Here is a 19697-nt window from a genome sequence, read left to right on the forward strand (position 1 = left end):
CGCGCAGCATATTGTTGCAACATGTCCACACCTCCCGAAATTAATGTGCAGCCGACATGACACTATCTTGTCGGGAAGGCCGCCCGCGCCGTAACACACCACTCGTCTGATCCGGTATCGCCTGTGGGAGGGCACCAGGGTTGGGGGAGGACGCGCGACGCGACAAATGACGGCGCGCTTGCAGGGTCAAGGTCTGATGGGGGAACAGCAGACCGCGACTTTGTCGGGAGTTAAATGACTCGTCACGAGAGCGCCCGGGTTCGGAAACGACCCGGGCGTTTTTCGTTTGCGCCCGGTCATTCCGCAGGATGCTGCTGTGCCCTGCGCCGCGAATCGGCTCCGTAACGACTGCACGCGGCCGGCCCGACGAGCCGCGCCCGGGATCAGACGAGACGGCTCTGCTTGACGGCGGCGGCGATGAAGCTGGCGAACAGCGGATGCGGATCGAACGGCTTGGACTTGAGTTCCGGGTGGAACTGCACGCCGATGAACCACGGGTGATCGGGCCGCTCGACGATTTCGGGAAGCTCGCCGTCCGGCGACATGCCGGAGAAGACGAGACCGCCCGCCTCGAGCGCGGCCTTGTAGTGGATGTTCACCTCGTAGCGGTGGCGGTGGCGCTCGGAGATGTCGGTGGCGCCGTAGACGCTGCCGACGACGCTGTTCGCGCCGAGCTTCGCCGGGAAGGCGCCGAGCCGCATCGTGCCGCCGAGGTCGCCGCCCGCCTCGCGCTTCTGGAGGCCTTCCTCGGACATCCATTCGGTGATGAGGCCGACGACCGGCTCGTCGGTGGGGCCGAATTCCGTGGTGGAAGCGCCCGCGATGCCCGCGAGGTTCCGCGCGCCCTCGATGCAGGCCATCTGCATCCCGAGGCAGATGCCGAAGAACGGCACGCCGCGTTCGCGCGCGAAGGCGACGCTGGCAATCTTGCCCTCGCTGCCGCGCTCGCCGAAGCCGCCGGGCACGAGGATGCCGTGCATCGGCTCCAGAAGCTGGGGCTCGGCCCCCTCGCCTTCGAACAGCTCCGCGTCGAGCCACTTGACGTTGACCTTGACGCGGTTGGCGATGCCGCCGTGCACGAGCGCCTCGTGCAGCGACTTGTAGGCGTCCTGAAGCCCGACATACTTGCCGACGACGCCGATGGTAACTTCGCCCTCGGGGTTTTCGAGGCGGTCGACGATGTCCGTCCAGCGCGAGAGGTCAGGCGACTCCTTCGCCTCGATGCCGAAGGCGCGCAGCACTTCCCGATCCAGCCCCTCGGCATGGTACTGGAGCGGCACGGCGTAGATGCTCTTCGCGTCGAGCGCCGGGATCACGGCTTCCTTGCGGACGTTGCAGAACAGCGCGATCTTGGCGCGGTCGCTGTCCGGCACCGGCTTCTCGCAGCGGCAGACGAGCACCTGCGGCTGGATGCCGAGGCTGGTGAGTTCGCGTACGCTGTGCTGCGTCGGTTTCGTCTTCAGCTCGCCCGCCGCCGCGATGAACGGAATGAGAGTGACGTGGACGAAGCAGACGTTCTCGGCGCCGATGTCGTTCCGAAGCTGGCGGATCGCCTCGATGAACGGCAGCGATTCGATGTCGCCGACCGTGCCGCCGATCTCGCAGAGCACGAAATCGAGATCCTCGGTGTCGGCGAGCGCGAACGCCTTGATGGCGTCCGTCACGTGCGGGATCACCTGCACGGTCGCGCCGAGGAAGTCGCCGCGGCGCTCCTTCGCGATGATCTGCTGGTAGATGCGGCCCGAGGTGACGTTGTCGGACTGCCGCGAGGGCACGCCCGTGAACCGCTCGTAGTGGCCGAGGTCGAGGTCGGTCTCCGCACCGTCGTCGGTGACGTAGACCTCGCCGTGCTGATAGGGCGACATGGTTCCGGGATCGACGTTCAGATACGGGTCGAACTTGCGGATGCGCACCGTGTAGCCGCGCGCCTGCAGGAGCGCGGCGAGGCTCGCCGCCATGAGACCTTTTCCGAGCGAGGAAACCACGCCGCCGGTGATGAAAATGTACCGCGCCATGGGAGGAAACCTATAGGCGAGCAAAGGGTTGGACCGCCACCCGATTCGGGGCGGCGGCAGGACTTTTTTCTGTGGATGACTTTATTGCGCGGTCGGAATGTCGTCGCTGGCGGGCGCGGGCGGCAGCGCCATCGGCAGCGCATCGTCTGCCGGCGCGTTGCTGCCGGGCAGCGCCGTCGGCAAGCCATCGGCAGGAGCAGCCGGCGCTTCGGCCTGCACCAGCGAGGTGTCGATCGAGGTCGGCGCCTTGGCGAGGCTCGCCAGCACGGCGAGCAGGATGCTGGTGCCGAGGAACAGCGCGGCGAGGATGCCGGTGGACCTCGTGAGCAGGTTGCCCGCGCCGCGCGCGGTCAGCAGTCCGCCGGGCCCGCCGCCGATGCCGAGCGCCCCGCCCTCGCTGCGCTGAAGCAGGATCACCGCGACGAGCGCGACCGCGATCAGCGAATGGACGACAAGGACGAAGTGCATCAGCGCGGTGGACATGCGGGACCGATCATTTTCCGGTGGAATAGCGAGAGGCCACATAACGACGCAGGCGCGCGAGTTCAAGCATTGGGAGGCAAGCGACCCTACCGCACGATGCCGATACCGAGGCGCAAACGGGTGTTGCGCTCGTCGTAGTCGATGAGCGCTTCGCCGTAGCCCGTGTAGAGCTGGCTGTAGAGATAGAGGTTGAGCCCGGTCCAGCGGCGCAGCGAATAGCTGGCGTCCACCTCGGCGCTGCCGCGTCCGCCTTCGAGGTTGCCTTGCACGAAGGCGCGGATGCCGAAGCCGTCGGTCTGCTTGAGATTGAGCGTCAGGCCCGTGTAGCCGCGATAGCGGGCGATGCGCTCGTTGCCTTCCTTGCTGCCGACATAGGCCCAGAGGCGCGGCGCGGCGGTGAGCGTCCAGCCGCTTCCGAGGCCGAAGCCTACGGACGGCTCGACGTAGAGCGTGTTGTAGCTGCGGGACTCCGCGCCGTCCTTGCCGTTCGACTGGTGGCGGAGCCCCGCCTGGATGCCGAGCATCGGCGCGCCGACGCTCGGGGTGCCGGGCGAAACGGCACGCAGGAACAGCTCCGGGCTGAAGGTGATGTCGTACATCGGGATCGACTCTTCGGAGAGATCCCAGAACATGCGCTGCGTGTACCCGAAATAGAGCCCCGCGCGCCACTGGCGGCTGCCGTCGCCGGTGGTGAATTCGCGCGGCTGATGGCCGAAGACACGGTAGCGGAAGCTGAGCTGGAGCTTGGCGTCCGACGGGCCCGCGCCGATCACCGCGTACATCGGCTCGTAGGTTTCGAAGCGGCCGAGGCCCGCGGACTCCGCTTCCTGCGGCGTTGCGGTGGTGGTTGCGACGGCCACCTGAGGGGCCGCTGCCGCCTGCGTCGTGCCGAGACGGTAGCTGACACGTGCGAAGCCGCCGGGCGCGATCTCCGCGGGTGCGGGACCGTCCAGCGTCGCCTCGCCTTCAGCGACCATGATCGTCGCGGGCGCATCGAGCTTTGCCGCCGCCGCGTCGTCGTTGAGGAAGATCACCTCGAACGTGCCGGTGCGCGGCGCGCTCGCCTCCGGCACAACGATCCGTACCTCCGCCGCCGCAGGCAGGGAGACCAGCAGCGCGGCGGCGAAGGCGGTGGCGCGCACCGATCAGGCCGCCGCGATGATGGGCAGGAAGTCCGCGGCCTTGAGGCTGGCGCCGCCGACGAGCGCGCCGCCCACTTCCGCCACCGCGAACAGCTCGGCCGCGTTCGACGGCTTCACCGAGCCGCCGTACAGAATGAGGATGCGGCGTCCGTCCTCGCCGTAGCGGGCGACGAGGCGCGTGCGGATGGCGCTGTGCATCTCGTCGACATCGCCCGCGAGCGGCGTGCGGCCCGTGCCGATCGCCCAGACGGGCTCGTAGGCGATGACGACGCTCGCCGGGTCTGTATCCGGCAGCGAGCCATCCAGCTGCGCGCCGACGACGTCGAGGTGGCGCCCGGCGTCGCGCTCGGCCTCCGTCTCGCCCACGCAGATGATGGCCCGCAGGCCCGCGCCGATCGCGGCGGTCGCCTTCGCCTTCACGTCCGCGTCGGTCTCGCCGTTGTCGGTGCGGCGCTCGCTGTGGCCGACGATCACGAAGTCGCAGCCGAGATCGGCAAGCATCGGCGCGGCGATGCAGCCGGTGTGCGCGCCCGAGGGGTTCGCGTGGCAATCCTGCCCGCCGATGCGGAGACGCGAGCCCGCCGCCGCGTCCTTCGCGAGCGCGGCGAGCGTGAACGGCGGCGCGACGGCAACCTCAACGCGGGACGGCGCGGCGTCAGCCGCGCGCGCGATCGCTTCCACCTCGGCAAGCGCGGCCTTCAGCCCGTTCATCTTCCAGTTGCCCGCAACCAGCATCGGCTTTTCCATCAAACTCTCCTTGTGCATTTGCCGGAGGCCTTAGCAACGCACGGACAGACAAGCCAAGGGCGCGCTTGCCGCGCCTGCCGCAGCTACCTATAAACCGGGCGCTATTTTGAATGCCGAACGCGCACGAAAGGCCAAAGGCTCCCGATGATCAGCTTTTTCCGCAAGGCCCTCTCCTCCTGGATCGTCCTTGCACTCCTCGGCCTCGTGCTCGTCGCCTTCATCATCACCGGCATCGGCGACCCGTTCGGCGGCGGCCCGGCGGCGACCACGGTCGCCGAGGTCGCGAAAGACGACATTTCCGACGCGCAGCTTTCCAGCCAGTTCGACCGGCAGCTCGCGACGGTCCGGCAGGAGCAGCCCGGCATCACCGCGGCGCAGGCCGTGCGCGGCGGGATGCTGGAAGGAGTGCTCGAACGCCTGATCGGCTCGCAGGCACTGACCGCGATGGGCGGGAAGCTGGGGCTCGGGCCGAGCAAGCGGCAGGTGGACGCCGAGATCGCCTCGATCGCCGCGTTCCGCGGGCCCGACGGGCGCTTCTCGGAAGACGTATACCGGCGGACGATCGGCGCGCAGGGACTGACCGAGGACATGGTGCGCCGCGAGATCGGCGGCGACGTCGTGCGCCGCCAGTTGCTCGGCCTCGTCGATTCGATCCCGATGACGCCGCGCAAGCTCGCCGAGCCGTTCACCGCGCTCCAACTGGAGCAGCGCACGATCGACATCGGTGCGGTTCCCGCCCAGTCGTTCCCCGCGCCCACGCTCAGCGACGCCGACATCGAGGCCTTCTACAAGAAGAACATTGCCAACTACACGGTGCCGGAGCGCCGCCGCCTCACCTACGCGCTGATCGACAGCGCCGAGATCGCCAAGACGGTGCAGGTGACGGACGCTGCGCTCGCCGACTACTACAAGCGCCACGCCGACGAATTCACCGCGAGCGAGACACGCACGCTGCGGCAGGTGGTGGTGCAGGACAAGGCGCAGGCCGACACGATCGCGAAGCGCGTGAACGCCGGCGAGGATTTCGCCGCCGTCGCACAGGAGGTCGCGGGCTACAGCGAAACCGACATGGAGCTCGGCACGCTCTCCAGGGGTACGCTTGCCGGCCAGACGGCCGAAGCCGTGGCCGATGCTGCGTTCAAGGCCGCGTCCGGCAAGGTCGCAGGGCCGGTGCAGAGCGAATTCGGCTGGCATGTCGTCCACGTCGATGCCGTCGTGGCGAAGCCCGCGCGGACCCTCGCGGAGGTGAAGGACGAGATCCGCCCGGCGGTCGAGGCCGAACTCGCCCAGAACGCCGTCGCGGACGTCGTCGAGAAGGCCGACGAGGCGCTTGCCGAAGGCGCCAGCGTCGCCGAGGTCGCGAAGGATCTCGGCCTCACCCTCGTGCGCGTGCCGCCGGTGACGAGCGAGGGCCTGACGCTCGGCGAATCCGGCCTCCAGCTCGACCAGCGCATCCGCCCGCTCATCGAGCGCGCCTTCGCGACCGAGGAGAGCGACGAGCCGACCGTCGAGGACATTTCCGACACGCTGCACGCGCTGATGGATGTCGAGGAGGTCGTGCCGCCGACGCCGGTGCCGCTTGCCGAGATCAAGCCGCAGGTGACTGCGGCGCTCACCTTCGAGCGCCGGATGGAGGCCGCGAAGGCGGTCGCCGACAAGGTTGTCGCGGGCCTGAAGGCCGGCAAGACGCTCGCCGCGCTGCTCGCCGAGAACAAGCTGCCGCCGGCGCAGAGCTTCACGGCGCGCCGCATCGAGATCGCCGCGCGCCGCGAGCCGGTGCCGCCGCCGATCAGCCTCGGCTTCGCGCTGGCGAAGGGCGATGTGCGGGCGCTCGCGCAGCCGCGGAACGCCGCGTGGTTCGTCGTTCATGTCGCCGACGTGAAGCCGGGCAACCTCGCCGAGGCCCCTGCCTTCCTCGACCAGATGCGCGGGCAGATGCAGACGGCCGCGACCAACGAGTACGCGCAGAACTTCGTCGCCGCGATCATGGCGGACGTCGGCGTTAGGCGGAACCCGAAGGCGCTCGAGCGGCTGAAGCAGCGCTATCTGGGCACCGCCGACCAGCCCCAGTGATCATCTCAGTGATCAGGCTGCAATGATCGCCCCCGAGGCCGCGGACTTCGCGCGGGTCTACGAGGCCGGGAAGCCCCAGCTCGTCTGGACGCGGCGCATCGCCGACACGGAAACGCCGGTTTCCGCGATGCTGAAGCTCGGCAAGGCGGGATCGGGCGCGTTCGTGCTCGAATCCGTCGAGGGCGGCACGGTGCGCGGGCGCTATTCGCTGCTCGGCTTCGCGCCCGACCTCGTGTTCCGCGTGCGGGGCAAGCAGGCGGAGGTCAACGACCGCTTCGCCTCTGCGCCCGGCGCGTTCACGCCCGTCGACGCCGCGCCGCTCGATGCGCTCCGCGCCCTCGTCGCCGGGTGCCGCATGGATTTGCCGCCGGACCTGCCGCCCGCCTTCGCCTGCCTCGTCGGCTACATGGGATACGAGACGATCGGGCTCGTCGAGCCGGTGCCGACGCCGGAGAGCGACCCGCTCGGCCTTCCCGACATGCTGTTCGTGCGTCCGTCGTTGCTGCTGGCGTTCGACCGGCTGAAGGACGAACTGTTCATCGCCGCGCCGGTGTTCCCGAACGACCTTCCAGCCGACAAGGCGCTTGCGGCCGCGATCGAGCGGATCGAAACCGCCGAGGCGCGTCTGGCAGGAGCGCTTCCGCAGGGTCCGCGCGAAACCGCGCTTCCCGCCTCCTCCGACGTGACCCACCACACGGACCCGGCGCGCTATGCGGAGATGGTGCGGCGCGCGCAGGACTATATCGTCGCGGGCGACATCTTTCAGGTGGTGCTGGCGCAGCGCTTCTCGATCCCGTTCGCGCTGCCGCCGTTCAGCCTCTATCGCTCGCTGCGGCGCATCAATCCGTCGCCGTTCCTCTACATGCTCGACCTGCCGGGCTTCGCACTGATCGGCTCCAGCCCCGAGATCCTCGTGCGCGTGCGCGGCGGCGAGGTGACGGTGCGCCCGATCGCGGGCACGCGGCCGCGCGGCGCGAACGCCGTCGAGGATGCCGCGAACCGCGACAGCCTGCTCGCCGATCCCAAGGAGCTTGCCGAGCATCTGATGCTGCTCGACCTCGGCCGCAACGACGTCGGCCGCGTCTCCGCCGAGGGCAGCGTTTCGGTGACGGAGCGCAACACGGTGGAGTTCTACAGCCACGTCATGCACATCGTCTCCAACGTGCGCGGCGACCTCGCGAAGGACAAGGACGCCATCGACGCGCTGATGGCGGGCTTCCCGGCGGGCACGGTCTCGGGCGCCCCCAAGGTGCGCGCCATGCAGATCATCGCCGAGCTGGAGGCCGAAAAGCGCGGCGCCTACGCGGGCGGCGTCGGCTACTTCTCGCCCGACGGCTCGATGGACAGCTGCATCGTGCTCCGCACGGCGGTGGTGAAGGACGGCACCATGCACATCCAGGCGGGCGCCGGCATCGTCGCGGACTCGACCCCCGCCTACGAGCAGCGCGAGTGCGAGGCGAAATCGGGCGCCCTCATCGCCGCCGCGCGCGACGCCATCGCCCGCGCCGGAGAGCCGGGCTACGGGCAATAACTTGCCCTCTGCCCGTCCCTTGATTAGGGCGGTCGCGCCATGATCCTCGTCATCGACAACTATGACAGCTTCACCTGGAACCTCGTCCATTACCTGATGGAGCTGGGCGCGGAGGTGGAGGTCGTGCGCAACGATGCGATCTCGGCAGGTCAGGCGCTGTCGAGCGGCGCGCGGGCGTTCCTGATCTCGCCCGGCCCCTGCACCCCCAACGAGGCGGGGATCAGCCTCGACATGGTCGCGGCGTGCGCCGACAGCGGAAAGCCGCTGCTCGGCGTCTGCCTCGGTCATCAGGCGATCGGCCAGCATTTCGGCGGCAGGGTCGTGCGCGGGCACCTGATGCACGGCAAGACCTCGCCCGTCAGCCACGACGGCACGGGCCTGTTCGCGGGGCTACCCTCGCCGTTCATCGCGACGCGCTATCATTCGCTGATCGTCGAGGACATTCCCGACGACCTCGTCGTGAACGCATGGTCCGATGACGAGGCGGTGATGGGCTTCCGCCATGTGAGCTTGCCGATCCACGGCGTGCAGTTCCACCCCGAGAGCATCGCGACCGAGCACGGCCACGACATGCTCGCCAACTTCATGCGGATCGCGGGAATGACCCCGCGTCCGCGCGATCTCGCCGCGTGAAGCATCTGCCGGGCACGGACACGCCGCTCGGCGAGGCGGAGGCGCGTGCGGCGTTCGATGCCATTCTGGACGCGGACGTCGAGGACGCGGAGATCGCGCGCTTCCTGACCGGCCTTGCCGAGCGTGGCGAGACCGTGGACGAGATCGTGGCGGCAGCGCGGGTGCTGCGAGACCGGATGCGCCCGGTCGCGGCGCCCGAAGGCGCCATCGACGTGTGCGGCACCGGCGGCGACGGCGCGCATACGCTCAACATCTCGACCGCGGTGGCCATCGTCGTCGCGTCCTGCGGCGTGCCGGTCGCCAAGCACGGCAACCGCGCCGCGTCTTCGAAATCCGGCGCGGCGGATGTGCTCTCCGCGCTCGGGCTGGATCTCGACCTTGCCTCGGACACGGTGGAGCGCTCGCTCGCCGAGATCGGCATCGGCTTCCTGTTTGCCGCGAAGCATCACCCGGTGATGGCGCGTGTCGCGGGCGTGCGGCGGGCGATCGGGCGACGCACGATCTTCAACATGATCGGCCCGCTCGCGAACCCGGCGGGCGTGAAGCGGCAACTCGTCGGCGTGCCGGGGCGGCAATGGGTGCTCCCCATCGCCGAGGCGCTTGGGCGGCTCGGCGCCGACGCGGCCATGATCGTCCACGGCAGCGACGGGCTCGACGAGTTGACGGTGACGGGGCCGACGACTTGCGCGCGCCTGACCGGGGGACGCATCGAAACCGGCGAGGTTTCGCCCGAAACAGCCGACCTCGTGCGGCACGGACCGAAGGCGATCCGCGGCGGGACGCCGGAGGAAAACGCGGCGGCGCTGCTCGGGCTGCTGAAGGGCACACGCGGCGGATACCGCGACATCGTCTGCCTGAACGCTGCGGGAGCGCTGATCGTCGCGGGCAAGGCGCAGGACTGGACCACGGGCGCGGTGCTGGCGGCGGCGGCACTCGACGACGGGCGGGCGCGGGACCTGCTCGAACGCTGGAAGGCCTTTCGATGAGCGATGTGCTGGCGGAAATCTGCGACCACAAGCGCGGCGTCGTCGCGGCGCGCAAGGCGGAGCGGTCGTTCCATGACATCGAGGCGCTCGCTAGCGTCGCGGGGCCGGTGCGCGGGTTCAAGGCTGCGCTGGACCTCGCGAAGAGCGAGGGGCGCTTCGGGCTGATCGCCGAGATCAAGAAGGCCTCGCCGAGCAAGGGCGTGATCCGCGCGGACTTCGATCCGCCTGCGCTGGCGCAGGCCTATTTCGCGGGCGGCGCCTCATGCCTGTCGGTGCTGACCGAGGAGCACTGGTTCGAGGGCAGCGACGACACGCTGATCGCGGCGCGCGGTGCCGTGCCGCTGCCGGTGCTACGCAAGGACTTCATGGTCGATCCGTACCAGGTGGCGGAAGCGCGGGCGATCGGGGCGGACACCATCCTCATCATCGTGGCGGCGATCGACATCGGGCTGGCGAAGGAGCTGGAGGCGGCGGCGTTCGGGTGGGGGATGGACGTTCTTGTCGAAGTTCACGATGTTATCGAGCGCGACCTTGCGCTCGCGCAGCTCAAGTCCCGGCTTCTGGGCGTGAACAACCGCAATCTCAAGACGTTGCATGTCGATATTGAGACATCCGTCGAGCTTTCGGGCGGCGTGCCCGACGGCTACACGCTGGTCGGCGAAAGCGGGCTTCGCACGCGCGCCGACCTCGACAGGCTGGCCGCGCACGGCATCAGCAGCTTCCTTGTCGGGGAATCGCTGATGGCGCAGGATGACGTCACCGCCGCGACAAAACGGCTGCTGGAAGGCTGAACATGGCGCTCACCCACATCGACGCGGCCGGCAAGGCCCGCATGGTCGACATCTCGGGCAAGGCCGCGACGGCGCGCACCGCGCTTGCCGAGGGCCGCATCAGCATGTCCGCGGACGCGCTCGCCGCCGTCCGCGACGCGAGCGCGGCCAAGGGCGACGTGCTCGCGGTGGCGCGCATCGCGGGCATCACCGCCGCCAAGAAGACCGCCGACCTCATCCCGCTCTGCCACCCGCTGCCGCTCACCGCCGTCGCGGTGGACTTCACGCTGGAGGACGGCGGCGTGCGCGTGGCGGCGACGGCTTCGACGACATGGGGCACGGGCGTGGAAATGGAAGCGATGACAGCCGCTTCCGTCGCGCTGCTCACGATCTACGACATGGTGAAGGCCGTCGACAAGGCGATGGTGATCTCGGGCGTGCGCCTGCTGAAGAAGAGCGGCGGCAAGTCCGGCGACTGGAGCGCGCCACATGCTGAGCTATGAGGACGCCGTGGCGCGGCTGCTGGCGGCCTCGGCGCCGGTGGCCCCCGTCGAGGTAGCGGTCGGCGACGCGGCGGGCCTGACGCTCGCCGGGGACCTCGCCGCGCGCCTGACGCAGCCGCCCTTCCCGGCTTCGGCGATGGACGGCTACGCGATCCGCTGGGCCGACATGCCGGGGCCGTGGCGCATTATCGGGGAAAGCGCCGCGGGGCGCGGCCTTGCCGGGCGCGTGGGCGCGGGCGAAGCCTCGCGGATCTTCACGGGCGCGCCGGTTCCGGAGGGCGCCGACACGGTGATCGTGCAGGAAGAGGTGCGCCGCGAGGGCGACGCGCTGACGATGACGGGCGAAGGCCCGCCGCGCGAAGGCGCGCACATCCGCACGGCGGGCAAGGATTTCCGCGCGGGCGACCGGCTGATCGCGGCGGGCACGCGGCTTTCCCCGCAGCATATCGGACTCGCGGCGGCGGGCGGGTACGGCCGCCTCGCCGTGCGGCGGCCGCGCGTGACGCTCATCGCCACGGGCGACGAACTGGTGCCGCCGGGCACCATGCCGGCAGCCGACCAGATCGTCGGTTCGAACGGCGTGATGCTCGCCGCGCTGCTGCGCGCCGCCGGGGCGGAGGTTTCCGACCTCGGCATCTTTCCGGACGATCCCGCCGCCATCGGCAAGGGGCTGGAGGCGGCGAAGGACGCGGACCTCGTCGTCACCATCGGCGGCGCGTCGGTGGGCGACCACGATCTCGTGCAGGCGGCGCTGAAGGACGCGGGCGCGGCGCTCGATTTCTGGAAGGTCGCCATCAAGCCCGGCAAGCCGCTGATCGCGGGCGCGCTCGGCGAGGCGCGCGTGCTCGGCCTGCCGGGAAACCCGGTCTCGGCGTTCATCTGCGCGGTGCTGTTCGCGCTGCCGGTGCTGAGGCGCATGGCCGGACGCCCGGAGGCCGACGCCATGACCACCGCGCGCCTCCTCACGCCGCTCCCCGCCAACGGCGGCCGCCGCGACCACCAGCGCGGGCGGCTGACGCCGGAGGGCGTCAGCGCGTTCGAATCGCAGGATTCCGCGATGCTCGGCGTGCTCGCGCGCGCGAACGCGCTCATCATCCGTCCCCCCGGCGCACCGGCCGCGCCCGCCGGCGCCGAGGTTCCCGTGCTTGCGCTTGACAGGATTCTCGGCACCCCCTAAATGTTCCCTATTCGTTCACGAAAACCGGAACATCTTGTGCCGGGACATCTGTTGGGCGAGTCGTGAAACACGGGAGGCGGAACCGGACATGCTGACGCGCAAGCAACACGAACTGCTGATGTTCATCAACGAGCGGCTGCAGGCGGGCGGCGTCTCGCCGTCGTTCGAGGAGATGAAGGACGCGCTCGACCTCAAGTCCAAGTCGGGCGTGCACCGGCTGGTGAACGCGCTCGAGGAACGCCAGTTCATCCGGCGGCTTCCGAACCGCGCGCGCGCGCTCGAAGTGCTGCGCTTCCCCGAAACGGGCGCGGCGAAGGCCACGGCGCGGCAGACGCCGGTCGTTCCGGCTGCGAACGATGACGTCATCACGCTTCCGCTCCACGGCAAGATCGCGGCGGGTATGCCGATCGAGGCGCTGGAAAGCGACCGCAGCCTCTCGGTGCCCGCGGCCCTGCTCGGCGGCGGGGCCGGCGAACATTTCGCGCTCGAGGTCTCCGGCGACTCCATGATCGAGGCGGGCATCCTCGACGGCGACTATGCGCTCGTCCAGAAGTGCGACACGGCGCGCGACGGCGAGATCGTCGTGGCGCTGGTCGACGACGACGAGGCGACGCTCAAGTACCTGCGCCGCGACAAGGGCGAAATCCGCCTCGACCCCGCGAACAGCGCCTACACGGCGCAGCGCTATGCGCCGCACCGGGTGCGCGTGCAGGGCAAGCTGGTGGGGCTGCTGCGCCGCTACAACTGAGACGCGGCGGTCACGCGGTTTCCTGTTCCGCCTTTTTCTTCGGGGTGGAGGCGCCGGGGTTCGTGCCCCTGTTCGAACGTGACATCGGGCTGAGCTGCCCCACCCCAAACCCCTCTCCTGAAGAGGCGACTATGGAGTTTGCAAACCCTCTGTTCGATGATCGTTTTCAACCACTTGCGGACATTCAACTGTCTCGTAAGATTGGACAATGATAGGTCGCCGATCAATTTTCGCCATTATCGCTATTCTGATCATCGCCATATGTGTGATCGCAGTGACAATGGTTCGCAAAGAACGAGAGCGAAGATGGCTGGATAGGATGATGCACGGGATCCCCGTGGGAGTGGTTACTTACAGGTGCAGTAGCCAATCTGAAACAGTCGATTTCAATCCGCAAAAGGCAGGCCCAATCGAGCTGAAGCTCATCGCCGAAAGGAATTCAGGGAAATCCATCATATGGAGCGTGCAAATGCCAAGCGCGCAGCCTGTTCGCGCTTCTACGTTTGAGGTAGACAGCTGTCAAACGGCGTTCAAAAGGGACCCCCGATCGGCGTCGAAGAGGGACCCCCTTTTCGGATAATATGATGCTGGTTTGTTGAAGATGGCCTTGCGCTGCGTGCGGCGGAGGGCGGGCGTAGCCCGACCGGAGGCGCGCGCAGCGCAAGATAGATTTTTGAAGGCGCCGAAGGTGGCTGTCAGCTGCGGTTTTTGAAGCGCCAGCTGTCGTTGCCCGTCTCGACGATATCGCAGTGGTGGGTGACGCGGTCGAGCAGCGCCGTGGTCATCTTGGGATCGCCGAACACGGTCGGCCATTCGCCGAAGGCGAGGTTCGTGGTGATGATGACGCTGGTCCGCTCATAAAGCTTGCTGATGAGGTGGAACAGCAACTGCCCTCCCGAGCGGGCGAACGGCAGATAACCGAGCTCGTCGAGCACGATCAGGTCGAGCCGCGACAGCTGCGCCGCCAGGGTCCCGCCTTTGCCGATCCGGGTCTCCTCTTCGAGGCGTGTCACCAGATCGACGGTGTTGAAGTAGCGGGCGCGAGCGCCCCTTCGCACGACATTGGCGGTGATCGCGATGGCGAGGTGGGTCTTGCCTGTCCCCGTGCCGCCGACCAGCACGATATTGCGGCGAGGCGGGAGGAAGGAGCCATCGTGAAGGGAGCGGATCATCTCCTCATTGATCGGTGTGCCCTCGAAGCTGAACCGCTCCAGGTCCTTCACCACGGGCAGCCTCGCAGCCGTCATCCGATAGCGGATGGAGGCTGCATCCCGGTGGGTCGCCTCAGCACGGAGCAGGTCGGTCAGTATCTCCATGGTGGTGCGCTTGCGCTGGAGGCCGGTGGTGACCGCCTCGTCGAACGCCGCCGCCATGCCCTTGAGTCCGAGGCCGCGCATCGTGTCGATCATATCATGCCGCTGCATCATAGCCTCGCAGCAGATCATAGCGGGCACAGTCGGCGAGCGGAGGATGCTGCAGCATCCGGTCTTCCGAAGTGACGATGCTGTGGGGTGTCGCCGGCTCGCGGCGCCGGGAGAGGATGTTGAGGATCAGCTCGTCGCTGGCCGTTCCGTTCGCCAACGCTTCGCGCACGGCAGCCTCTACCGGCTCCAGGCCATCGGTGAGCACCGCCGAGAGGACCCGCACGAACCTGCGATCGGCCTCGTCCCCGGTGCCGAGCCTTCGCCGTAATCGGTGCAGGGCGGGCGGCAGATCCCAGTCCTGGAACGGTGCGCCGTTACGCAGCGCGCCGGGCTTGTGCGCGAGGACCGGCAGATAATGCCAGGGATCGTATATCGTGCGGTTCCGACCGAAGTGGCGCTCATGCTCCCCGACGATCGCATCGCCGCAGCGTATGACGATGCGATCGGCATAGGAGCGCACCTGAACGGTCCGGCGTGCGGCCGTCGACATGACCGAGTAGCGGTTGCGATCGAAGCTGATGAGGCAGGTGCCGGTGACGGCATGCTCGCTCTCATGGAAGCCGTCGAACGGTGCCAGGATCGGCTGCAGGGCCGGTCGCTCCATATCCAGCGCCTCGGCGACGGTAATATCCCCGCGTTCGGGATGGGCATGATGCTCGGCCCAGCGCCGGCACTCGGCCTCCAGCCACCCGTTGAGCTCGGCCAGGCTGGCGAACCGGAGTCGCGGCTGGAAGAAGCGGCCTCGGATCGTCTGGACCTGCTGCTCGACCTGGCCCTTCTCCCATCCCGCCGCCGGCGAGCAGGCGGTCGGCTCGACCATGTAATGATCGGTCATGATCAGGAAGCGGCGGTTGAACACACGCTCCTTGCCGGTGAACACGGCCGTCACCGCCGTCTTCATATTATCGTAGATACCGCGTCGCGGCACACCGCCGAAGAACGCGAACGCCCGGGCATGGGCATCGAACAGCATCTCCTGGCCCTCGCGCGGATAGGCCCGGACATAGGGTGCGCGCGAGTCGCAGAGACGCATATGCGCCACCTTCACCCGCATCGGCTTGCCGGCGATCTCCACATCCTCGTGGCTCCAGTCGAACTGGTAGGCCTCACCCGGCTGGAAGGTCATCGGGATGAACGCCGGTGCGCCTTCGCCAGCATCCTTCCGCCGCGCAGCACGCCAGCGCGCCGCATAGCGGCGCACCGCATCATAGGATCCATCGAACCCCTCGCGCACCAGCAGGTCATGGATACGCGTCATCCGTAGCCGATCGCGGCGGCCGCGACCTTCGTTCTCCTCAAGCAGCGCATCGAGACGATCCTGATAAGGACCGATCCGCGGCAGCGGCTGGACTTTGCGCTGATAGTTGAACGCCGCCTCCGGCGACCGGATCGCTTTGCGGACGACCTTCCGCGACAAACGAAGGTCACGAGCGATCGCCTTGATCGCCTTACCCGCTGCATGCTCACGCCGAATCCGAACCACTGTCTCCACGATCAACATCCCGTTCTCGCCAACTGATCAAAACCAGTCGGCCGACTAAATCCCCGGGATGAAGGGGTCCTTTTTGCACGCCGATCACCCCACGAAGGGGGTGCCTATTGCACGCTGATCCTCATAGACAGCGAAAGTATTGGAGGCTCACAGGGCCTTCAATGGCGGACACCGAGTGGCGTTCGAGCAAAGGCAATTTTATCTTATAGCGATATTGTGGGCGAATTCGGCCCCGAAACTATTTGGGTCGATATATTTCCAACCTTAAGGACAGTCGCCTTAGATCGCGAAATGTCCAGTAAGTCGCTCACTTGCGGTCAAGATCGAGCCAAAGACATCCAACCAGAATAGATGATCGAATGACTGTTTCCCTCCCCAAAGCCGCCGACCGGTGCTTAGGTTTGCAAACTCCATAATCGCCCCTGAAGAGGAGGGGCTTTTTCCGGCTGAAACAGACGGCTCTAGCGCGCCTCGACGGTGAGGTGCGCGAGTTCGTGTACGGGGTGCAGGCGCTCGCGCGCGGTTTCCGCGGGGATGCCGGAGACGGAGACGATCGCGGCGTGAACGCCGGGGCCGACCTGCCAGACGTGGAGGTCGCGGATGCGGGCGTCGCCGGGCGCTTCCACGCAGTCCCGGATTTCATCGACGAGGTGCGGATCGGCGGTATCGAGCAGCACGGCGGCGGTGTCCCGCATCAGCATCCATGACCAGCGCGCGATGACGACCGCGCCGACGATGCCCATGACGGGATCGAGCCAGACCCAGCCGGCGTACCGCCCGGCGAGCAGCGCGGCGATGGCGAGCACGGACGTCAGCGCGTCGGCCAGCACGTGGAGATAGGCGGCGCGCAGGTTGTTGTCGTGATGATGGCCGTGATGATCGTGGTGATGGTCGTGGTCGTGGCTGCCGTGACCGTGATGGTGGCCGCCCGACAGCAGGGCCGCGCTGACGAGGTTCACGGCAAGCCCGATGACGGCGACGACGGTCGCCTCCCCGAACGCGACCTCGACCGGATACGCGAGACGCAGCGCCGATTCGACGGCGATGCCGAGCGCGATGACGCCGAGCACGAGCGCCGAGGCGAAGCCCGCGAGGTCGCCGACCTTGCCGGTGCCGAACGTATAGCGCGGGTTGCCGACGTTGCGGCGCGCATAGGCATAGGCGACGGCGGCGATGCCGAGCGCGCCCGCGTGCGTCGCCATGTGGAACCCGTCCGCGAGCAGCGCCATCGAGCCTGTCGCGTAACCGGCGACGATCTCGCCCACCATCATCAGCGCGGTGAGCAGCACCACCCAGCGCGTGCGCCGCGCGTTCGCATCGTGGCCCGCACCGAGGAAGTCGTGGGAATGGGCGCCGTCGGCGCTGCCGGGAAAGCCGCTCAACTCCGCCTCCCCGCTCAGCGCATGTGCCGCCTGAGCACGGTGGCGAGCTCGTCGGCGCCCGCCGCGCGCTCCGCGTCCGTGAGGCCCGGCGCGGCGACGTGCGCGCGCAGATGGTCCTCGACAAGCTCGTCCATCAGCCCGGCAACGGCGCCGCGCACGGCGGCGACGAGATGCAGCGTCTCGCTGCACGGTGCCTCGCCCGCCACGGCCCGCTCGACCGCGGCGACCTGCCCGGCGATGCGACGCACGCGGGCGACGAGCCGGTCCTTGTTCTGCGATGTCGTCAGATGCGCCATAGCATAGGGGGGTATCCTATACTGATGGGTTACGCAATGCGCCTTCGGTAAAGCCCCTCCCTCTTCAGGGGGGGGGGTTTGGGATGGGGCGGTGCCGTCTGCCCGGCGCCGGGCTTGTGGATGTGCCCCACCCCCGGCCCCTCCCCTGAAGAGGGAGGGGAGAAATGGGCGTCCCGAAAGACCTGATGCCGCGCCCACGGGTGCGCGCCGTCCTGCCCTGCCATCGTGCGGATGCGGGGGCGGTCCAGCCGGATCGAGACGGCGCCGGTTTCCGCGAGCCTCCGGCGGTCCAGCTTCAGCCAGCGCGGGGCGCACCAGTACGGCAGGCGGCGGTCGCTGACGATGATGTCGGCGGCGGCGCAGGCGGGCTCGAAGGCGGCGCGGTCGATGAGGAGGCCGGAGCGCGTCGCAAGCAGTGTCCATGCGCGGCCGCCCGCCACGATCCGGGCGGTGCAGGCGTCGGGCGTGCAGCGCGCCTCCGGCAGGGCGTCGAGGTCGCCGCTTGCGGCTTCGCCCGCCGCGACCGCCCACATCGAGCGCACATAGTCCCCCGCGCGCGGGCGCAGCAGCGCGACCGTTCCGTTCCGCACCACGGCGAGGTGCTTCCCCGCCCCGTCGACGATGAGATCGGGCGGCCGCGCCGCGATCATGCCCGCGGCACCGATCACGAGGGGGACGAGCGCGAGCCAGCGGCGGCGGGTCTGCCACAGGCAGAACCAGACGCCGCCGAGCATCAGCACGGCGAACGCCCAGTCCGGCGCGGCGGGGAGCCGCGAGACGGCGCCCGGCATCGCCGCCGTGACCTCCGCGATGCGGATGAGCAGGTGAAGCGCATGGCCGAGCAGCCAATCGACGGGCGCGGCGAGGCCGAACGCGCCGAGCAGCACCGACAGGCCGAGCAGCGGCAGGATCACGAAGCTGGTGAGCGGGATCGCGACGAGGTTCGCGGCGACGCCATAAAGCCCCATCCGGTTGAAATGGAAGAAGGCGATCGGCGCGAGCGCGAGCTCGGCGGCGATGCCGGTGGCGAGGAGCGCGAGGACGCCGTACCACAGGCGGGTCGCCCGGCCCGCCTCCTTCCCCGCGCTGAACCGCCGTCCGAGCGGCGACTCGTAGAGCGCGACGATCGCGGCGACGGCCGCGAAGCTGAGCTGGAAGCTCGGGCCGAGCAGGTATTCGGGGCGCACGACGAGGATGAAGAACGCGCCCGCCGCGACGAGGCGCAGCGAGATCGCCTCCCGCCCGAGCGCAAGGCCGACGAGCACGATGAGCACGGCGATGCACGAGCGCACGGTCGGCACCTCGGCGCCCGCGACGAGCGTGTAGCCGATGCCCGCGGCGGCGGCGGCGAGCGCGGCGATCAGCTTGATGTCGGCATCGAGCGCGAGGCGTTCGCTGAGCGCCAGCAGGCGGCGCGTGCCCCACAGCACGCCGCCGACCACGACCGCGATGTGCAGGCCGGAGATCGAGATCAGGTGGGCAAGGCCGCTGTCGCGCATGGCCTCGGTGACGTCATTTGGGATGCCGCCGCGGTCGCCGGTGACGAGCGCCGCGGCGAGGCCGCCTTCCCTGCCGCCGACGCCGTCCTGCAGGCGCTTCGTGAGCGCGCTGCGGAACGCCTCGAAGCGGCGGACAAGGCCGGGCCGCTCCGGTGCGGGCGCGACGACGGTAACGTCCGACAGCGCGTAGCCGACCGCGCCGATGCCGTCGAACCACGCGCGGCGCGCGAAATGGTAGCCGCCGGGGATGTTGGGTCCGGGCGGCGGCGACAGCGAGGCGCGCAGGGCGACGCGCGCACCGGGGACGACGCCTTCCGGCGCCACGCCGCGGATGCCGACGCGGGCGGCGAGGCCGGGCGGCAGGCCGGACATTTCGGTGAGGCGCAGGCGCGTGCGCCCCTCCGCCGGGCGCGCCTCGACGGCATCGACCGTGGCCTCGAGCGTGAGCACGCGCCACGCGCGTTCGACGACCGGCGCGCGCACGGCTTCCGCGCGCAGCCATGCCGCGCCGACGCCGAGCGCGAAGAGCAGGCCGAACGCGGCAAGCGCGATGCGCGGGAGGCCGCTCGCCAGCACTCCGGCGGCGGCGAGCGCGCCGCCGAGCAGCATCGCCGCTATCCAGTCACGCGGCGTCGGCAGCACGAACCATGCCGCGATGCCGAGCCCGAGCGCGACGGGAGCGAACAGCACGAGCTGGTGACGCTCCTCGGCGAGCCAGATTTCGGCCGCTTCGTGCAGGCGGGACAAGCGCGCGCGCGGCGACACTCCGGCCTCGACCGGCCCGGTTTGAACGGCT

The 19697-nt window shown here is 69.0% G+C and carries 17 protein-coding genes; 8 read left to right on the forward strand and 9 right to left on the reverse strand.

Features of this window, described 5'->3' with window-relative positions:
- Positions 1 to 383: 383 nt before the first annotated feature.
- The 4 genes from PE061_RS16460 to tpiA all read right to left on the reverse strand — a co-directional run bounded on the left by PE061_RS16460 (position 384) and on the right by tpiA (position 4387).
- Complete coding sequence (locus tag PE061_RS16460) at positions 384 to 2015, reverse strand: CTP synthase (protein ID WP_271256311.1); 1632 nt, start codon at positions 2013 to 2015, stop codon at positions 384 to 386.
- A gap of 81 nt (positions 2016 to 2096) precedes the next feature.
- Positions 2097 to 2498: a preprotein translocase subunit SecG gene (gene secG / locus PE061_RS16465; protein ID WP_271256312.1), complete on the reverse strand. Its 402-nt coding sequence runs from the start codon at positions 2496 to 2498 to the stop codon at positions 2097 to 2099.
- Positions 2499 to 2584: 86 nt separating this feature from the next.
- On the reverse strand, positions 2585 to 3640 hold the full coding sequence (locus tag PE061_RS16470) for a phospholipase A (protein ID WP_271256313.1): 1056 nt from the start codon (positions 3638 to 3640) through the stop codon (positions 2585 to 2587).
- Between the two features lie 3 nt (positions 3641 to 3643).
- Positions 3644 to 4387, reverse strand: a complete 744-nt coding sequence (gene tpiA, locus PE061_RS16475) for a triose-phosphate isomerase (RefSeq protein WP_271256314.1) — start codon at positions 4385 to 4387, stop codon at positions 3644 to 3646.
- 144 nt (positions 4388 to 4531) lie between these two features.
- Here tpiA and PE061_RS16480 point away from each other — a divergent pair, with 144 nt between their 5' ends.
- From PE061_RS16480 to lexA, 8 genes are all read left to right on the forward strand, one after another.
- On the forward strand, positions 4532 to 6460 hold the full coding sequence (locus PE061_RS16480) for a peptidyl-prolyl cis-trans isomerase (RefSeq protein ID WP_271256315.1): 1929 nt from the start codon (positions 4532 to 4534) through the stop codon (positions 6458 to 6460).
- Positions 6461 to 6482: 22 nt separating this feature from the next.
- The gene (trpE, locus tag PE061_RS16485) at positions 6483 to 7991 is read left to right on the forward strand and encodes an anthranilate synthase component I (protein ID WP_271256316.1); all 1509 of its coding nucleotides are present in this window, start codon (positions 6483 to 6485) and stop codon (positions 7989 to 7991) included.
- 39 nt (positions 7992 to 8030) lie between these two features.
- Positions 8031 to 8624 carry an anthranilate synthase component II gene (locus PE061_RS16490; protein WP_271256317.1) on the forward strand — a complete coding sequence of 198 codons (594 nt, stop codon included), beginning with the start codon at positions 8031 to 8033 and terminating at the stop codon, positions 8622 to 8624.
- Positions 8621 to 9610 (forward strand): anthranilate phosphoribosyltransferase, encoded by a 990-nt coding sequence (gene trpD / locus PE061_RS16495; protein ID WP_271256318.1) that lies wholly within the window; start codon positions 8621 to 8623, stop codon positions 9608 to 9610. The genes PE061_RS16490 and trpD overlap by 4 nt, the downstream gene beginning before the upstream one ends.
- The gene (gene trpC / locus PE061_RS16500) at positions 9607 to 10401 is read left to right on the forward strand and encodes an indole-3-glycerol phosphate synthase TrpC (protein ID WP_271256319.1); all 795 of its coding nucleotides are present in this window, start codon (positions 9607 to 9609) and stop codon (positions 10399 to 10401) included. The genes trpD and trpC overlap by 4 nt, the downstream gene beginning before the upstream one ends.
- Positions 10402 to 10403: 2 nt before the next feature.
- Complete coding sequence (moaC, locus tag PE061_RS16505; protein ID WP_271256320.1) at positions 10404 to 10883, forward strand: cyclic pyranopterin monophosphate synthase MoaC; 480 nt, start codon at positions 10404 to 10406, stop codon at positions 10881 to 10883.
- Positions 10870 to 12060, forward strand: a complete 1191-nt coding sequence (glp, locus tag PE061_RS16510; protein WP_271256321.1) for a gephyrin-like molybdotransferase Glp — start codon at positions 10870 to 10872, stop codon at positions 12058 to 12060. The genes moaC and glp overlap by 14 nt, the downstream gene beginning before the upstream one ends.
- An 88-nt stretch (positions 12061 to 12148) precedes the next feature.
- Positions 12149 to 12808 (forward strand): transcriptional repressor LexA, encoded by a 660-nt coding sequence (gene lexA, locus PE061_RS16515; protein WP_271256322.1) that lies wholly within the window; start codon positions 12149 to 12151, stop codon positions 12806 to 12808.
- A 695-nt stretch (positions 12809 to 13503) separates the two neighbouring features.
- On the opposite strand, the gene istB is transcribed toward lexA, so the two are convergent.
- The 5 genes from istB to PE061_RS16540 all read right to left on the reverse strand — a co-directional run bounded on the left by istB (position 13504) and on the right by PE061_RS16540 (position 19666).
- The gene (gene istB, locus PE061_RS16520; RefSeq protein WP_031304487.1) at positions 13504 to 14232 is read right to left on the reverse strand and encodes an IS21-like element helper ATPase IstB; all 729 of its coding nucleotides are present in this window, start codon (positions 14230 to 14232) and stop codon (positions 13504 to 13506) included.
- A complete protein-coding gene (gene istA / locus PE061_RS16525; RefSeq protein WP_021238707.1) occupies positions 14219 to 15733 on the reverse strand; it encodes an IS21 family transposase in 1515 nt (504 codons plus the stop codon). Before istA ends, istB begins: the two co-directional genes overlap by 14 nt.
- 452 nt (positions 15734 to 16185) lie before the next feature.
- Positions 16186 to 17106: a CDF family Co(II)/Ni(II) efflux transporter DmeF gene (dmeF, locus tag PE061_RS16530; RefSeq protein ID WP_271256323.1), complete on the reverse strand. Its 921-nt coding sequence runs from the start codon at positions 17104 to 17106 to the stop codon at positions 16186 to 16188.
- A gap of 14 nt (positions 17107 to 17120) precedes the next feature.
- On the reverse strand, positions 17121 to 17402 hold the full coding sequence (locus PE061_RS16535) for a metal/formaldehyde-sensitive transcriptional repressor (RefSeq protein WP_271256324.1): 282 nt from the start codon (positions 17400 to 17402) through the stop codon (positions 17121 to 17123).
- 29 nt (positions 17403 to 17431) lie between these two features.
- Entirely contained in the window at positions 17432 to 19666 is a 2235-nt protein-coding gene (locus PE061_RS16540; protein WP_271256325.1) for a ComEC/Rec2 family competence protein, read from the reverse strand.
- Positions 19667 to 19697: the final 31 nt, after the last annotated feature.

This window comes from Sphingosinicella microcystinivorans (assembly GCF_027941835.1).
Taxonomy (GTDB): domain Bacteria; phylum Pseudomonadota; class Alphaproteobacteria; order Sphingomonadales; family Sphingomonadaceae; genus Sphingosinicella.

Excerpts from the sequence above, each read along its gene's own strand:
- secG (WP_271256312.1), bottom strand. The coding sequence starts at position 2,498 with ATGTCCACCGCGCTGATGCACTTCGTCCTTGTCGTCCATTCGCTGATC.
- istA (WP_021238707.1), bottom strand. The coding sequence starts at position 15,733 with ATGTTGATCGTGGAGACAGTGGTTCGGATTCGGCGTGAGCATGCAGCG.
- trpC (WP_271256319.1), top strand. The coding sequence starts at position 9,607 with ATGAGCGATGTGCTGGCGGAAATCTGCGACCACAAGCGCGGCGTCGTC.
- tpiA (WP_271256314.1), bottom strand. The coding sequence starts at position 4,387 with ATGGAAAAGCCGATGCTGGTTGCGGGCAACTGGAAGATGAACGGGCTG.
- trpE (WP_271256316.1), top strand. The coding sequence starts at position 6,483 with ATGATCGCCCCCGAGGCCGCGGACTTCGCGCGGGTCTACGAGGCCGGG.
- PE061_RS16535 (WP_271256324.1), bottom strand. The coding sequence starts at position 17,402 with ATGGCGCATCTGACGACATCGCAGAACAAGGACCGGCTCGTCGCCCGC.
- glp (WP_271256321.1), top strand. The coding sequence starts at position 10,870 with ATGCTGAGCTATGAGGACGCCGTGGCGCGGCTGCTGGCGGCCTCGGCG.
- lexA (WP_271256322.1), top strand. The coding sequence starts at position 12,149 with ATGCTGACGCGCAAGCAACACGAACTGCTGATGTTCATCAACGAGCGG.
- moaC (WP_271256320.1), top strand. The coding sequence starts at position 10,404 with ATGGCGCTCACCCACATCGACGCGGCCGGCAAGGCCCGCATGGTCGAC.
- PE061_RS16480 (WP_271256315.1), top strand. The coding sequence starts at position 4,532 with ATGATCAGCTTTTTCCGCAAGGCCCTCTCCTCCTGGATCGTCCTTGCA.
- PE061_RS16490 (WP_271256317.1), top strand. The coding sequence starts at position 8,031 with ATGATCCTCGTCATCGACAACTATGACAGCTTCACCTGGAACCTCGTC.
- istB (WP_031304487.1), bottom strand. The coding sequence starts at position 14,232 with ATGCAGCGGCATGATATGATCGACACGATGCGCGGCCTCGGACTCAAG.
- PE061_RS16460 (WP_271256311.1), bottom strand. The coding sequence starts at position 2,015 with ATGGCGCGGTACATTTTCATCACCGGCGGCGTGGTTTCCTCGCTCGGA.